Annotated in this window: 18 protein-coding genes and 1 riboswitch; of the genes, 2 read left to right on the top strand and 16 right to left on the bottom strand. The window is 40.2% G+C overall.

All coding sequences use genetic code 11. From position 1 onward, the window contains the following. The first annotated feature begins 35 nt into the window (after nt 1-35). Nucleotides 36-392 carry a winged helix-turn-helix transcriptional regulator gene (locus tag IGJ90_RS11320; protein ID WP_002356348.1) on the top strand — a complete coding sequence of 119 codons (357 nt, stop codon included), beginning with the start codon at nt 36-38 and terminating at the stop codon, nt 390-392. A gap of 92 nt (nt 393-484) precedes the next feature. On the opposite strand, the gene thiD is transcribed toward IGJ90_RS11320, so the two are convergent. From thiD to galE, 8 genes are all read right to left on the bottom strand, one after another. Further along, entirely contained in the window at nt 485-1,315 is an 831-nt protein-coding gene (thiD, locus tag IGJ90_RS11325) for a bifunctional hydroxymethylpyrimidine kinase/phosphomethylpyrimidine kinase (protein WP_002367225.1), read from the bottom strand. Continuing rightward, nucleotides 1,312-1,947, bottom strand: a complete 636-nt coding sequence (gene thiE / locus IGJ90_RS11330; protein ID WP_002365071.1) for a thiamine phosphate synthase — start codon at nt 1,945-1,947, stop codon at nt 1,312-1,314. Before thiE ends, thiD begins: the two co-directional genes overlap by 4 nt. Further along, nucleotides 1,944-2,762, bottom strand: a complete 819-nt coding sequence (locus IGJ90_RS11335; protein ID WP_002367227.1) for a hydroxyethylthiazole kinase — start codon at nt 2,760-2,762, stop codon at nt 1,944-1,946. Before IGJ90_RS11335 ends, thiE begins: the two co-directional genes overlap by 4 nt. Then, nucleotides 2,746-3,234 (bottom strand): energy coupling factor transporter S component ThiW, encoded by a 489-nt coding sequence (gene thiW, locus IGJ90_RS11340; protein ID WP_002356342.1) that lies wholly within the window; start codon nt 3,232-3,234, stop codon nt 2,746-2,748. The genes IGJ90_RS11335 and thiW overlap by 17 nt, the downstream gene beginning before the upstream one ends. Nucleotides 3,235-3,374: 140 nt before the next feature. Continuing rightward, nucleotides 3,375-3,463: riboswitch (TPP riboswitch) on the bottom strand. A gap of 147 nt (nt 3,464-3,610) precedes the next feature. Next, complete coding sequence (locus IGJ90_RS11345; RefSeq protein ID WP_002382484.1) at nt 3,611-3,925, bottom strand: YbaB/EbfC family nucleoid-associated protein; 315 nt, start codon at nt 3,923-3,925, stop codon at nt 3,611-3,613. Nucleotides 3,926-3,945: 20 nt separating this feature from the next. Then, nucleotides 3,946-5,706, bottom strand: a complete 1,761-nt coding sequence (dnaX, locus tag IGJ90_RS11350; protein ID WP_002367228.1) for a DNA polymerase III subunit gamma/tau — start codon at nt 5,704-5,706, stop codon at nt 3,946-3,948. A gap of 71 nt (nt 5,707-5,777) precedes the next feature. Beyond that, on the bottom strand, nt 5,778-7,028 hold the full coding sequence (locus IGJ90_RS11355) for a UDP-glucose--hexose-1-phosphate uridylyltransferase (protein WP_438768133.1): 1,251 nt from the start codon (nt 7,026-7,028) through the stop codon (nt 5,778-5,780). Next, a complete protein-coding gene (gene galE / locus IGJ90_RS11360) occupies nt 7,009-8,001 on the bottom strand; it encodes a UDP-glucose 4-epimerase GalE (protein WP_002367230.1) in 993 nt (330 codons plus the stop codon). Before galE ends, IGJ90_RS11355 begins: the two co-directional genes overlap by 20 nt. Nucleotides 8,002-8,268: 267 nt before the next feature. Here galE and IGJ90_RS11365 point away from each other — a divergent pair, with 267 nt between their 5' ends. Continuing rightward, entirely contained in the window at nt 8,269-8,436 is a 168-nt protein-coding gene (locus IGJ90_RS11365; protein ID WP_002356337.1) for a DUF3042 family protein, read from the top strand. Between the two features lie 162 nt (nt 8,437-8,598). Here the strand turns inward: IGJ90_RS11365 and IGJ90_RS11370 are convergent, their stop codons facing one another. The 8 genes from IGJ90_RS11370 to IGJ90_RS11405 form a co-directional block, all read right to left on the bottom strand. Beyond that, on the bottom strand, nt 8,599-10,437 hold the full coding sequence (locus IGJ90_RS11370) for an FAD/NAD(P)-binding protein (RefSeq protein WP_104659746.1): 1,839 nt from the start codon (nt 10,435-10,437) through the stop codon (nt 8,599-8,601). A gap of 13 nt (nt 10,438-10,450) precedes the next feature. Continuing rightward, nucleotides 10,451-10,801, bottom strand: a complete 351-nt coding sequence (locus IGJ90_RS11375) for a DUF488 domain-containing protein (protein WP_002362343.1) — start codon at nt 10,799-10,801, stop codon at nt 10,451-10,453. A 121-nt stretch (nt 10,802-10,922) separates the two neighbouring features. Further along, nucleotides 10,923-11,321 (bottom strand): rhodanese-like domain-containing protein, encoded by a 399-nt coding sequence (locus tag IGJ90_RS11380; protein WP_002356334.1) that lies wholly within the window; start codon nt 11,319-11,321, stop codon nt 10,923-10,925. Between the two features lie 15 nt (nt 11,322-11,336). After that, a complete protein-coding gene (locus tag IGJ90_RS11385) occupies nt 11,337-12,308 on the bottom strand; it encodes an ROK family glucokinase (RefSeq protein ID WP_002356333.1) in 972 nt (323 codons plus the stop codon). After that, nucleotides 12,309-12,527 carry a YqgQ family protein gene (locus tag IGJ90_RS11390; protein WP_002356332.1) on the bottom strand — a complete coding sequence of 73 codons (219 nt, stop codon included), beginning with the start codon at nt 12,525-12,527 and terminating at the stop codon, nt 12,309-12,311. A gap of 17 nt (nt 12,528-12,544) precedes the next feature. Continuing rightward, nucleotides 12,545-13,255, bottom strand: coding sequence for a rhomboid family intramembrane serine protease (locus IGJ90_RS11395; protein WP_002367232.1), 711 nt, complete (start codon nt 13,253-13,255; stop codon nt 12,545-12,547). A 10-nt stretch (nt 13,256-13,265) separates the two neighbouring features. Next, nucleotides 13,266-13,808, bottom strand: coding sequence for a 5-formyltetrahydrofolate cyclo-ligase (locus tag IGJ90_RS11400; RefSeq protein WP_002410102.1), 543 nt, complete (start codon nt 13,806-13,808; stop codon nt 13,266-13,268). A gap of 87 nt (nt 13,809-13,895) precedes the next feature. Further along, entirely contained in the window at nt 13,896-14,666 is a 771-nt protein-coding gene (locus IGJ90_RS11405; RefSeq protein WP_002356329.1) for an alpha/beta fold hydrolase, read from the bottom strand. Between the last annotated feature and the right edge of the window lie 115 nt (nt 14,667-14,781).

Below are 14,781 nucleotides of genomic sequence, written 5' to 3' on the forward strand. Positions count from 1 at the left end.
TTGTTTATTATCAACCTGTTAAGGAGGAATGTTTTTTGGAAACTCGTACATATGCGATTGGTGTCGAAGCAACGATGGATGTTATTGGTGGCAAATGGAAGCCAATTATTCTGTGTAATTTACGGCACGGCGCCATGCGCCCCAGCGATTTAAAACGCGGTATTACTGGCATTAGTCAAAAAATGCTGACACAACAATTACGGGAACTCGAAGAAGACAACATTATCGAGCGAAAAGTTTACAACCAAGTTCCACCAAAAGTCGAATATTATTTAAGCGATTATGGTCAAAGCCTCTCTGCTGTCTTAGATAACTTATGTAATTGGGGAGAATCCCACGTGGCTCATTTGCAAGAACAAGGCCAAGAAATTTATTTAAAATGTGAAGATTAGTGAACAAAACGTTTATAAACTATATTAAGAGGGAACTTTAAGCTATTTAAAGCCTGGGGAAAAATCATTTTAGATTTTTCCCCAGGCTCTTCTTATGCTTTAATAACTTGAATATCTTGCGTTAATTGGGCCCAATGATTAGTAGGTCCGTGACCATGTCCAACAGAAATTGCTTGGCTAATGGCCCCTTGTATAAACTGTTTGCCAATCACAATCGCCGCTTCTAACGGCGTACCTTTTGCTAATTCGGCTGCGATACACGCTGAAAAAGTATCTCCTGTTCCATGAGTATTTTTCGTTACAATTCGTGGTGCACTTAGCCAAAAGCTCGAACCGTCTTCCATTAACACATAATCAGCCGCTTGTTGATTTGTGCTATGTCCGCCTTTCATAATAATATTTTTTGTGCCCAATTGCTGTAATTTTTTTGCTGCGGTCTGCATTTCTTGTTCTGTCTTGATGGTCGTCTCTAGTAAAACTTCCGCTTCTGGTAAATTAGGTGTCACGACCGTTGCTAATGGCAACAGTTGCTCTTTAATTGTTTGAACTGCCTCGGCTTCTAACAAATGATGTCCACCTTTAGCCACCATTACAGGATCGACAATCAACGGACCAAAATCAACTTTCTGCAAATTGCGAACAACAGCTTCGACACGCTCACTATCTGCTAACATCCCCGTTTTCGCTGCCCCAATTTTAAAATCAGCCGCCAGTGATTGGAATTGTTCATCAATAAATGAACTAGGAATCGGTAAGCTATCTTGCACGCCATACGTATTTTGTGCCGTCAATGCAATGACAATATTTAAGCCAAATGCCTGCCGTGCTTGAAATGTTTTTAAATCTGCTTGCATGCCAGCTCCCCCACCAGAATCAGAACCAGCAATCGTGACTACTTGTGGGGTCAAATTATATTCGGTCATTTTCTCACCTCCAACATTCGCTCCGTTACACGCATCAACCCTTGAACTTTCTCGGTTATCTGTTCAGCCAGCATAATTTCACTGACCAGTGAAACACCAGCCACTCCCGTTCCCATAAGTTGTTCTATATTTTCTTCTTTGATTCCACCAATCGCTACAACAGGAATCGTGACTGCTGCGGCAATTTCAGAAAGTGTCTGCAAAGAAGTTAACGGACTGTCCTTAGTCGTTGTGGGGAAAATTGCGCCCACGCCTAAATAATCGGCGCCCTCGTTTTCCGCTTCAACTCCTCGTGCCACCGTTTTGGCTGAAACACCTACGATTTTTGTGGACCCAACCAGTTTTCGCACAAGAGCAACCGGTAATTCATCATCCCCTATATGCACACCTGCCGCATCCACTGCCAAGCAAATATCGACACGATCATTAATAATCAACGGAATCTGATACGCATCTGTTACCGCTTTAACTTTCACTGCTAATTCGTAAAAGCGCCGTGTTGACACTTCCTTTTCACGCAGTTGGACCAATGTCACTCCACTGCGACAAGCAGTTTCAATTCGTTTTAAAAATTCAGTATCACTAAAATCATACCGTCCTGTCACCAAATAAACTTTCAATTGCTCTCTCATAGCACTCGTCCTTTCACCGCCTCAAACCAATCCTTCTCCTTCATTAAAAGAGATAACTGATTTAACGTATTTTGGCGAAAATCGGCCAGCCCTTGGCTCTTAGTCTTGGCTTTTTCTCCGCAAAGATTAAAATAGCTCACTGCGGCTACTGCCGCAGTCATTGGCGCGTTGCCTTCACCTAATAAAGCGGCAACTAATGCGCCGACTAAATCGCCCGTGCCAGTGAAACAATCCAACTCAGGAACGCCATTTTGTAAGACAATCACTTGCTCTTGGCTAACCAAAACATCTTGAATCCCTGTTGCTAAAAATACCGTCTGGGGAAACTTTTGCGTTTGTTGACGTAAAGCTTGAATCAGTTCCTCAATTGCTTCTTCACTTTGATCCAAAGGGCTGCCGTCTACTCCTCGACCATGACTCACCAACTGGCAAAAAGTCCGCATTTCTGAAAGATTCCCTTTCACAACGGTTGGCTGATTGTGCACCAGCTTTTCCCCGACTTCATTGCGAATATCACTAGCGCCATAACCAACTAAATCGACTACGGTCAGTTTATTCACTTGCCGAGCATAATCACTAGCTGCTAACAAGCTTTGCTCTCGTTCTTGTGATAAATGGCCTAAATTCAAAACCAAAGCACTGGTTTGCTGAAACAACTGCGGAAATTCCCGGGGATCATCTGCCATAATGGGCTTAGCATCAATATAAAGTAATGCATTCGCCATAGACTCACACGTAATTTCATTCGTAATGCACTGAATTAATGGTGCCGTTGTCAGTGGAAAAATCGTTTCAAACTTAACGCTTGTTTTCATAAAAGTACCCTCCCAAAAATAATTCCTGTGTTTGTTTAAATACTCGAGTTTCTTTCAGTTTTACTAAGACAAGCCAAGCAATCACTGAACCAATCAGTGTGGCACCAATAAATCGTGGTGTATAAATGAACCAATAAAAATTCTGCTTACTGCCAGTAAACCAAACCATTACAGGATAGGACAATAACGAGCCAATGATGCCTGTACCAAAAATTTCCCCTAGCATCGACCAGCCTAATTTTTGTCCCCATTGATAAAATAAACCAGCAAAAAATGCGCCAAAGACGGCACCTGTTAACGCTAATGGCGGAATACCTAAGAATGTCATACGGATTAAGCCGCAGACAAGTGCCATGAGCGTTCCGTAAAGAGGACCTAATAAAACTCCGGCAATAATGTTCATGACACTGGACATAGGGGCCATTCCCTCAATTCGCATTAACGGTGATAATACGACGTCCATCGCAATCATTAAAGCTAGTAACGTAACTCTGTGGATTCGATTTTTTTCCACGTAAAAAAACTCCTTTCTGCGAGAAGCAAAAGGAGGCGCGACTGAAAAAGACAGAAAAACCCAACCACAAATAAACGTAGTTGGGTGCAATAATCGGTCAAAATTTCAAGACATTTCCCTGCGCCAGTCCTAACTGTTTCAGGTTCCATGGGTATAATCTCAGCTAATAGCACCCCAAATGTTTCTCTTCAATTGGCTTTAGTATAGCATAGTTTTTTGGAAGCGACTACTAAAATTGCCAAAGAGTTTTCCCACAAAAACAGAAAAAACGTCATGCCCAAAAAGTTCGATTTTTTGGGCATGATGTTTTTCATACTTTCGTTTGTCTTATTTTTTAGAATCCTGGCATTCCTTTGGTATATTTACCTAAAGTTGCTTCAGTTTCTTTTTCAATTTTTACTAACGCATCGTTGACAGCCATAATGACTAAATCTTGTAACATATCAACGTCTTCAGGATCAACCACGTCTTCTTTAATGGTCAAATCTTTCATTGTGCGATCACCAGTAAAGGTCGCTGTCACAAGTTGATTGGTGGCTTCACCGATAAATTCTTTTTCATTTAGCGCTTCTTGCGCTTTGGCCATTTCTTTTTGCATTTTTTGTACTTGTTTCATCATGCCTTGCATGTTGCCCATTCCTCGCATCATAATTCCTCGACTCCTTCATATTAATCATCTAGTACTTCGACAAGCTCTTCACCAAACATAGCGATTGCTTCATCTACTACTGGATTTTCTTGTGAATGTTCATTTGTTACAGGCGGTTCGTCCGCTAGACGAGCCATTTCATTTTCAGGTTCAGAATGATTCAAACTGCCCTGATTTTGGTTAATAAAACTTTGTCTTAGTTTTGGCCAGCTTTCTCTAGTAATGCAGACCATCTCTGGTGTATAGTCCATCAAACGGCTTAAATTATTATTGAAAGCTAACTGCATCTCTTCATCGTCTGTTGCACGAGCACAAACAATCTCATAGTCAAATGCCACCACGATCCCCTTAGGACTTGCTGCGACAGGTTCACTAGCCTTTAGCATCGCTCGTTGAGTCACAGATAATGTTTGCAGTAAGTCTTCCCAAACATTTTTCACATTCATTAAATGTGTTCTAGTCGCTTCGTTTAAGACTTGATATACGCGTTCTGTGGGTACGCGGAACGAACTTTTTGGCGCTTGTGGTCGTGCTTGTTGACGTGGCGCATCTGCTTCTTTGACAGCTACACCGTGTTTCTTTAATTCAGCCAGTTCTTTCTTCAGTTGCCCGATTTGATTTTGTAAATCTGCTAATTCTGGATTTCCCTCTGCACTACCACCTTGATTAGTTGTTTCTGGCGTGTTGTGTTTATTGGGTTGCACCGTTTTAGCCAATTTGACAGTGGCTACTTCCAGATAGATATTCGCATTGTTGGTAAAGCGGATCTCATTTTGTGTGTCACTTAAAATTTGGATTAGTTGGTAGATTTTTTCAGCTGGTGTTTGTGTAGCTAGTTCCTTAAATGCTTCTGTCAAAGTTCCTGCTTTTTCTGCTAATAACTTCGGTGCTTGCTGATACATCAGCAAATCTCGACAATATAATAACAAATCTTCTAAGAAACGGCGCGCTTCTTTGCCTTCGCCTAAAATACTTTCCAAGCCTTCTAATGCTCGTTCAACATCACCGGCGACACAACACTGAATATAATGATCCATCATTTCATAGGTTAGGCTGCCTGTCACTTGCATTGCATCTTCCAGTGTTACTTTTTCATCACTAAAGGAAATCGTTTGATCCAAGATACTCAAGGCATCTCGCATCCCGCCTTCCGCAGCACGCCCAATCACATAAAGGGCTTGTTCCTCATAATCGAGAGCCATTTCCTGCATGATATGGGCCATATGATCGACGATATCTTGCGTACTAATTCGCTTAAAATCAAAGCGTTGCGTCCGTGAGATAATCGTTAACGGAATCTTGTGTGGTTCAGTCGTTGCTAAGATAAAAATAACATTTTGTGGCGGTTCTTCCAAGGTTTTTAAAAGTGCATTGAACGCGCCTGTTGATAGCATATGAACTTCATCAATAATATAAACTTTGTACTCGGCTTGTGTCGGTGCATACTTTGCTTTATCACGAATATCACGGATTTCTTCCACGCCATTATTACTCGCCGCATCAATTTCAATGACATCATTTAAACGACCTTCCGTAATGGCTACACAGGTTTCACAAACATTACAAGGTTCACCATCTTGACTATGTTTACAGTTAATCGCTTTAGCGAAAATTTTTGCGGCACTGGTTTTACCTGTACCACGAGGGCCAGTAAATAAATAGGCATGAGATGTTTTCTTTTGCACTATCGCATTTTTCAGTGTCTGAGTAATTGCTTTTTGTCCTACTACGTCATCGAAACGTTGTGAACGCCAGACCCGATAAAGTGCTTGATAAGCCATTTTTTACCCTCCCTTATTTTTCATTCTTATCTATTATACGTGATTTTTAGTCATTCGGCATCTTTTTTCTTTTAATGAGTCACTGGCGCAACCATTGCTAAAAAAGCCGCTTTTCCTTCACTTGTTTCTGCAAACGCACTGGCTTCTTTTAATCGCTGTTGATACGCTGAAGCGACAGTTTCAAGTGCCTGCGTTTTCTGGTTGTTCCAAGTCGTTAAACCTTGGACTTCTGCTAACGTTAACGAAGGCTTTGCTTGAGGTCGACTAAAAATTAAGTCCATGACATATAAAAGTTCTTTTCGTCGGGCAACGATTTGTATCTCATCCGTTGGCAGTTTTAGCATTTGCCACTGCTCAAAAATATCATTTGCGGCTTGGGCAACTTCTGACGCATTCGGTCCCTCTAAGCGAAATGTCGCAACTGGCCAATTCACCATTCCTGCGTTGATTAAAGGATAGTTAGCTAACTCAACATATTCTGAAATGCTCGCTTCGGCTAATGGAAATTGTTGCAAACCCGTTTGATAATAGACATGCTCATTTTGTTCAAAGTCAGCATCAATCCCAGCAAAATAATGAGGAAAGACCTCAACAATTTTCAACAATTGCTGAAAAGTCTTAATTGAACGTTTCGCTGCCTGATGTTTTTCAAACGCAATCACACCTTGTTGCTGATATTGTGCCTGTTTTACAAAGGAAAACCCCCAGCTTTCGCCATCTAAGTTCATTCGAATCACTCGATGGTTCGTATTCGCAGGAAATTGCTGACTTCCCTGGTAGCCTTCTGTTGCCATGCACCATTCACAGCGGGGATAGCTATGTGCAGAGAGCGTTGCTTTTGGCGCCTCACTGTGGACCTTATTTGCTAAAAAATCACCATAGACTGTTGAAAAAACAACAGGTTCTTCCTGTTCAATGACCGTACCGTTTTTTTGACAAAGTTGGTAAAAATACTCGGTAGCCTCTTGTGGCTCTTTGGCATAATGTTGTGCAAAAAAAGCATTAACCACGGAAGGTGGCGGTGTCAACAAATCCATCAATTGCACCATGAACTGTTCTTTTTGTTGCTCTGTTTTTACAAGTTGGTTGGCACTCGCAACTTGACACAATTGTTCCGCCAAATCAGCGGCGGGTGTTGCCACAGGCCGTATGTCTACTTCGCCTAATTCTTGTTCACCAATCATTGATAATAAACGGTTCTGAAGATATAAGCGATCCAATTCCATCCAACCACCTGCTTGAATAGCAAGTGTGGTAAAATCGGCAATCATTTGACTCGTGGTCATCGATTCATTCCTCCTATTACTTTTCTTGATATCCATGTGGATGAGCTTGATGCCATTGCCAAGCGGTGGCGATAATGTCCTTGACCTCAGTTACTTCTGGTTGCCAGCCCAAAACTCGTTTGGCTTTTTCACTAGAAGCAATTAATGTACTAGGATCCCCTGCTCGGCGTGGCGCGATTGTCGCAGGAATTTCTTGGCCTGTCACTTCGCGAGCAGCATCTAACATTTCTTTAACAGAATAGCCGTTGTTGCTACCCAGGTTAAAGACGTCACTTTCGCCGCCATTTTTCAAATATTCTAAAGCCAAAATATGTGCTGCAATCAAGTCTTCAATATAAACATAATCTCGAATGCACGTGCCATCTGGTGTATCATAATCATCCCCAAAAATACTTAGCTCTGCTCGTTGGCCCAATGCCACTTGTAAAATAATTGGCACAATATGCGTTTCTGGCGTGTGATCCTCACCAATTGAGGCATCTTTTTTTGCTCCCGCAACATTAAAATAACGCAAAGCAACATATTTCATTCCATAAGCGTTGTCGCACCATTTCATGATTTTTTCCATCATTAATTTACTTTCCCCATACGGGTTTTTAGGATTCGTTGGGGTTTCTTCTGTAATAGGCATTGCTTTTGGTTCGCCATAAGTGGCCGCTGTGGAAGAAAAAACAATATGTTTCACTCCAAATTCTTGCATGACTTCCAAGGCAATTTGAGTGCCGTGAACATTGTTATTGAAATACATTAACGGTTTCTCCACGGATTCTCCTACTAAAGAATTGGCCGCAAAGTGCAACACCCCTTCAATTGATTCCTTTTCAAAGACACTACGTAAAAAAGCTTTATCACGAATATCGCCTTCATAGAAAGTCGCTTGTTCATGAACTGCTGCACGATGCCCCGTTAATAAATTATCAACAACCACAACGGCATATCCTTTTGAAATTAATTGATCAACGGCATGTGAGCCGATGTAGCCTGCGCCACCTAATACTAAAATAGACATAAATACGCTCCTTTTACTCTCTAATTTCTTTTTCTATTGTACCATTAAATAAGGTCTACTTCTGAATTATTTCATTTTGTAAACAGGATTTAATTTGGCCATTTCTCCTTATTCATTTTTCCTATAAAAATACAGAAAAGATTTGGTAAATTTTAACAAATCTCTAAATTAGTCGTAGAGTTTATGAAAAATCATTGTAACTATTGGATTTTTTTGCTTTTTTCCGTCATAATAGAAACAAATACAATTTGAAAGAAGGAATGAACGATGAAAAAATTTGTATCAGGTATGTTAGTCGGTACTGCTATCACAGTTGCTGCTTTAGCCGGTGTGGCTACAACTATTAAAAAAACAGTCATTGATCCAATTGAAGAAAAAGAAGATATGATTGAAGAAAACCGTAAAAAAGCGATGCGTAAACGTATTGCACGTTAAAAAATAGCTGTGACGTTGAGATAAAAAATCTAACGGCAAGAAATCAACAGGAGCGCTTCTGGCTTGGTTGATTCTCTTAAGCATAACAAGTGGTCATCCATCAAAGCGATGGATGACCACTTGTTATGCTTTCTTTTTTACCAAAGGAGCTGACTATTTTTCTTAACTATTAAAAATAGTAGCAGCAATCCGATCCATATCGCGCATATTCCAAGGATCCACACCAGGACGAGCTGCAGCGGCTGTTAACCAATGAATCCCTTCTGTTGGAATACCACAACTAAAAAGGCCTGTCGCCACCTGTCCATCTTTTGTGATGACTTGATTCGTGGCAGGCACAATCAAGAGTGCACCTGTTTTGACTATTTGACCATCAGCTAATGCCAGTTGATGGAGCGTAGCTAGCTTATCGGCTAACAACTGCCTCGTTAAAGGATTCAAACTTTTTTCATTATTAACTTTGGGAATGCGCGCTTCAATTAAAAAGTGACTATTATACCGATTTTCCGGAAACAAATTAGCATAAGTAATAAATTGACCCGCTTTCATTTCGACACGCATTTCTGGCCCCAGAATCGTGACTAATCCCAGTTCAACTAACGCCTGTAGCTCTTCTGTTCTTTCAACAGAAGGTCCCACTGACAAAAAGGTATTCAACGGGGTAAACCAATGCCACAACCACTTTTGACTCTCGTCATTCGTTAATAACCCTTCATCCAAAACAAAGCGAATCTGATCTCTTAAATCTTTTAAACTGTCTAAAGCAGTGGTCAAAGGACCGCTAAGATTGCCTTTCTCTGCTTCTTGAATATCCCATTTTAAATACTCTAGTAAAAACGAACGAAAACTTTCATGAGTGGTTTTCTTTGTTTCAGGATGTTCTAACGCTTGCCAATCAAACCAATCTTGTTTTTCAAAGTGGGCTAAGCTTTCCGGCGCTCCCTTGGTTTGAATAAACAGCTGTTGAAAGGCCTCTTTAGAAAGATGCGGATATTTTTCTTCGATTAAGCAAGTGTAATACACATATTCCACTTCTTTTTTTAAATACCCAAAAAACTCTGCGCCTGTAACCTGTCCTCTTTTACGACATTCAGCTAAATACGTTTCGGTTAAAAAAACAGGCTGATAGGTTTCCCCGTAGCCTTTTTGATTAATCCCTCGAGGATGAGAAGGAAAACCGCGACCAGAACCAGCAATAATAATAGGCTCTCTTCCAGAAGGTTCATAACGTAAGCGGCCATTTTGACGAGAAAAAACACCCCCGCGGCCAATCGTCAAGGCAGATAAATAGTCAAAAAATGCCAAACCTAAGCCTTTTAACACAACGGGTTGTTTTGCGGGTATATTGGCAAGTGCCAATAAAGCATCCGCTGCATTTTTAGGAGAAGAATAAAACAAACGATGCTCCTTGGCGTAGTCCGCAAGCTCTTGTTCAACAGTCGTTAATTCATTTTCTTGGTGACCCAAAGCTAAAATTACTTTGTCTGCCGTAAACTCAATGGATTGAGTATACACATAATAGTTATCCTCTCCTGCCCGCACAGCAGTTACTGGCTCTTTAAAAAACGTCAGCGATGTTTGTTCGTTACACCGCGTGGCTAAATACGTATAAAACCATTTTTGGTACATGCCATAAAAAGCCCTTGAGCAGTGATCATTCGGTCCAAGGCGATGACATTCTTTCAACAACTCAAGATAATTATAGGGTTGTTGCTGTTGAATGTACTGCGCAGCTTCTGTTTGGGTCCATTCATAGAGAGTGGGGCCCTTGACAATTGGTCCTTCGCCACTAAAAGATTCATCTGTAAATAAAGTGACTTGGCTAATCACGGTGTTCATTAATAAATAATTAGGTTGCTCTGCTCGCCAAATTTTCCCACCTGGACCGTATGGATCAAACAACGTGAGCTGAACATTTATTTCCGTTTTACGAGCCCATTCAATGACTCGTTCTGCAGCTGATAAGCCTCTGGGTCCAGCACCTACAATTGCAATTTTCATCCAATCACCTACTCTATTTTTCTAATAATTCTTTTAAGACAACCGCTTGATTATGCACTGTATCTTTCGCCCCATAGACCAGCGTGACTACTGGCTGATTTTTTACAATCGTCTGTAACTGCTTAAACGCTGTGGCAGTTGGCTCATGTTTCAATTCTTCTTGGTATTTTTGTTTAAACTCAGGATACTTATTTGCTTCATGATTAAACCATTTCCGTAGCTCTGTACTTGGGGCCACTTCTTTGAGCCATTCATCTAACTTTTCAGATTCCTTGGATTTTCCTCGTGGCCAAACACGGTCAACTAAAACACGGTAGCCATCTTGCTCTGTCGGTGCTTCATATGCTCGCTTGATTTGAATCATCTGCCTTCACCTCTTCTCTTTATTGTAGCTCAAAAAGTGAGGACTGACAAAAAGCAACATCTCTATTAAGCTTTCCTATACAAAAAGAGTTGGTCTCAATGAAGACCAACTCTTTTTGTTATTAACTATTTCTCTTTTTCACTTTCCCAGTCCAGCCATCATAGCCGCCTTTTAAAATATAAATATCAGTATAGCCATTTTTGCGTAATAAATTAGCTGCTCGGATACTTAAAGCTTTCTTCTGATCATAAAGATAAACAGGTTGATCCTTACGAAGAGAACCAATTGTTGTTTTTAACATGCTGTATGGCATGCTGCGCGCCCCTAAAATATGCCCAGCATCAAATGTATCTTTCTCACGAACGTCAATCACTTGTGCTTTACGCATTGTTTCTTTAAATTCTTCTTCCGTCAGCATTTTTGCTGAACGTTTCACCATAATTTTCAAATATAATTCATTGAATACCATCGCTAGTACAATAACTAGCAAAATGCCATTGATTACCCATAAAATACTCATTCTAAAAAGCCCTCTCTATTTCTCTTTTGAAAATTGTAATGCTAGTGAAGCGGCACCAATGACGCCGGCCTCATTACCTAGCTCTGCTAATTTGATTTTTGTACTATTTCGAACTTGTGGGAAAGTAAATTCTTGGAAATATTTTTCGACACGACTACGTAAAAATTCTCCTGCTGCAGAAACACCTCCACCGATAACCACGCTATCTGGATTTAACGTGTTACCTAAGTTTCCTGTGGCTAAGCCTAAATAGAAACAAACACGATCCACAACCATTAAAGCAAAATGATCGCCTTTTTCAGCAAATTCAAAAACATCTTTACTCGAAACATCTTGTCCATCATCAATCGCTTGTTTCAGTTCAGAGTCACCTGCAAACTCTTCTGATAAATGACGTGCAACACGAACGACACCAGTGGCGCTAGAAACAGTTTCTAAACAGCCACGTTTCCCACAGGTACAGTCAAAGCCGTTAGGATCAACCGTCACATGCCCAACTTCACCAGCACAGCCAGCAACACCGTGGAGCAATTCTCCCGCTGCAACAATGCCTCCGCCAACACCTGTTCCTAAAGTAATAAAAATCACGTCGGGATTGTTTTCCCCCGCGCCCTTCCAACGCTCACCTAAAGCGGCAACATTGGCATCATTATCTAATGCAAACGGAATTCCTAAAGCAGATTCGATTTGTTCTTTGACAGGCTGTACAGTCGTCCAGTTTAAATTATAGGCACCTACAACAGTTCCTTTTTCAATGTCGACACTTCCTGGTGTTCCCATACCAATTCCCACAAAATCTTCTTTTTTCATATTATAAAGATCTATACGGTGACGAATACTTTCAATAATTGATGGCACAATATGCTTGCCATCTTCTAAAATATTCGTTTCAATACTCCATTTTTGTTGAACAACGCCATCGGTTGTTAAAATAGCAAATTTGATGGTCGTTCCACCTAAATCAATCCCAATAATCTTCTTATCCATTTAGTCGATTCCTTTCTGCTTCCCTCTAGATTCTTCTATTCGATGCTCTCTTTGCAAAATATGCCGGGCCTGTAAATACGTATCTCGGTCTACCAATTGACCTTCATACAATTTTTTTAATTCAATCATCATTAACTCAATATCATAAATCCGTGCACCGACATAAATATACATCCCAAACTGTTTAAAAAGTTGTTGTACATCATATAACGTTTCCATACGAAAACACTTCCTTATTATACAGGTAAACCGTATTTTTTAAAACCCAATAACAGACAAATTACGACAAGAAAAATAAAAATTAACGTGGCCATAATTCGCTCGTGCTTATTAAATGCTTCTTGACGATTTGGAACAGCAAAAGCCGTCGCGACTAATAGTCCACCGATTAGACCGCCAACATGACCCATCATATCTACAGAGCTACTAAACAAGTTAAATAACAAATTAATCACAATAAACATTGAATAGCGTTGCACCATATACATAATCGCTGGATTGTCTCTAAAATGGCGTCCTAAAATAACAAATGCGCCGAACAAACCAAAAAGCGCTGTACTAGCACCCGCTGAGACACTGTTGGGTGTCCCAAAGGCAAAACTGGCGATATTTCCAGCAATCCCACTCAATAAATAAATTCCCAAATAGCGCCAATGCCCATAAATTGCCTCAACCTGTGCGCCGATATAATAAAGAGTAACCATATTCAAAATAATATGCATAAACCCAATGTGAAGAAACATTGGCGTGATAAACCGCCAGTATTCATGATTTTGAGCTACCAGTGGACGAACCATTGCTCCCCAATTAACTAAGTTTAAAATATTTTCTGATCCTCCAGTTAATTCCAATCCAAGGAAAACAATGATTGAAATACCTAAAAGGGCATACGTAATGAACGGCTGATTTTTTAGCCGTTTCAATTTCATTTCTGTTTGATAGTTCATTCCATTCCTCCTATTGTATAAATAATTGTTCGATTGGCTGATCAAACGCTTCTGGTTGCCATTGTTCATGGAGTTGTTCACTAAAAACTAAACTACATGAATGGCCCAAAAAATGTTCCAAATAACGATCATAAAAACCACCGCCGAAGCCTATTCGATAGCCAGCACGATTGAAAACAATCCCTGGCACAATCAATAAATCAATCGCTGTAGCTGTTATTTCTGCCGCTGTTAACGGAGGTTCTTCCACGCCAAATGCACTGGTGTCATAAACCGTCTCTGGAAAAACTTGATAAAAGTACATTTTTCCTCCTTTAAATGTTCGCGGCACCGCCACTTGCTTGCCTTCTTGCATGGCCCGTTCGAAAATTGGCTGTGTTGATAATTCTAGCGGTAACGCCCGAATCATTCCGATTGTTTGTGCTTGTTGCCATTGCTGACTAGCAAACAACTGTTCATAGAGACTTGATTCTTTATGTTGTTTAATTTCTGGATGTTGTTTTAGCCATTCCAGGGCAGTTAAGCCCACTTTTCTCAACTTGTTTTTCTCCATGTACACCTTCAACCCCTTTTCTGTTAAGTTTATAGAAAGTGTTCTTAAAAAACAAGCTGATTCCCCTTTTCTATTTGAAAAATCCCGTTATTTTTCTAACGTTTTTGACGCTTCTTTAAAAAAGTCAACAACCAAATCCATTGTTTCTCCTTTCACTAAATGCCGCTCACCGATTTCCGTTATAAATTGCGTATTTCTCGCATACGTTTTCCCAGACACTAATTGTTCAAAATCAGCCATGTCTTCATAAGGAATTTTTTCATCTTCCGTTCCATGCCAAAACAGCATCGGTCGTTCTTGCAGTCTTTCTGGCGTTTGTGATAAATCGTATTGATGCACCCAACTTAGCAACAGTGGCAAGTCTTTAGGCACAAAAATAGCAAATTCTTTCGCCCGTTGAATCACTCGCTGAATATAGCGCGCCGGATAGGGTGTTCCCATTAAGCAAGCAGCCGCTTGAATCTCAGGATGTTGGGTCATAAGAGCGCTGGTAGTAATACCGCCCATGGATACACCACCTACGCCAATCCAATTTTCTTTAATCAACCCTAATTTATGAAAATGATGGATAATTACTGGAAATTCAATCAAATTATATTGAATGCTACTCCAAAATGTAATCGATGGAATCGTGGAAATAGGTCCTGTTTTTCTTTCTCCATGGTTCATGGCATCTGGTAAAATGACCCGAAACCCCTCGTGTGCTAATTTTCTTGCTTGTGTTAAAGATAATTCTTTAGCTGATTGCCAACCATGATAGTAAACAATTAAAGGTAATGCTTCGTTTTTTTGCTCTTCTGTTGTCACTTCTAATGCTGGAATTTTTGCTATGTAGCGATGTCTAATACTGATTTTCATTCATGATTCCTCCATTATAAAATATCTTCTCTTATTTTACCGTTTTTTGATAAAACCTGCTCTTTATATGATTTATCAAAAAAATCACAAAATATGCGAATTCGCATTTTCCTAT

Source organism: Enterococcus sp. AZ129, assembly GCF_051714505.1.
In the GTDB taxonomy this organism is placed as follows: Bacteria; Bacillota; Bacilli; order Lactobacillales; family Enterococcaceae; genus Enterococcus; species Enterococcus faecalis.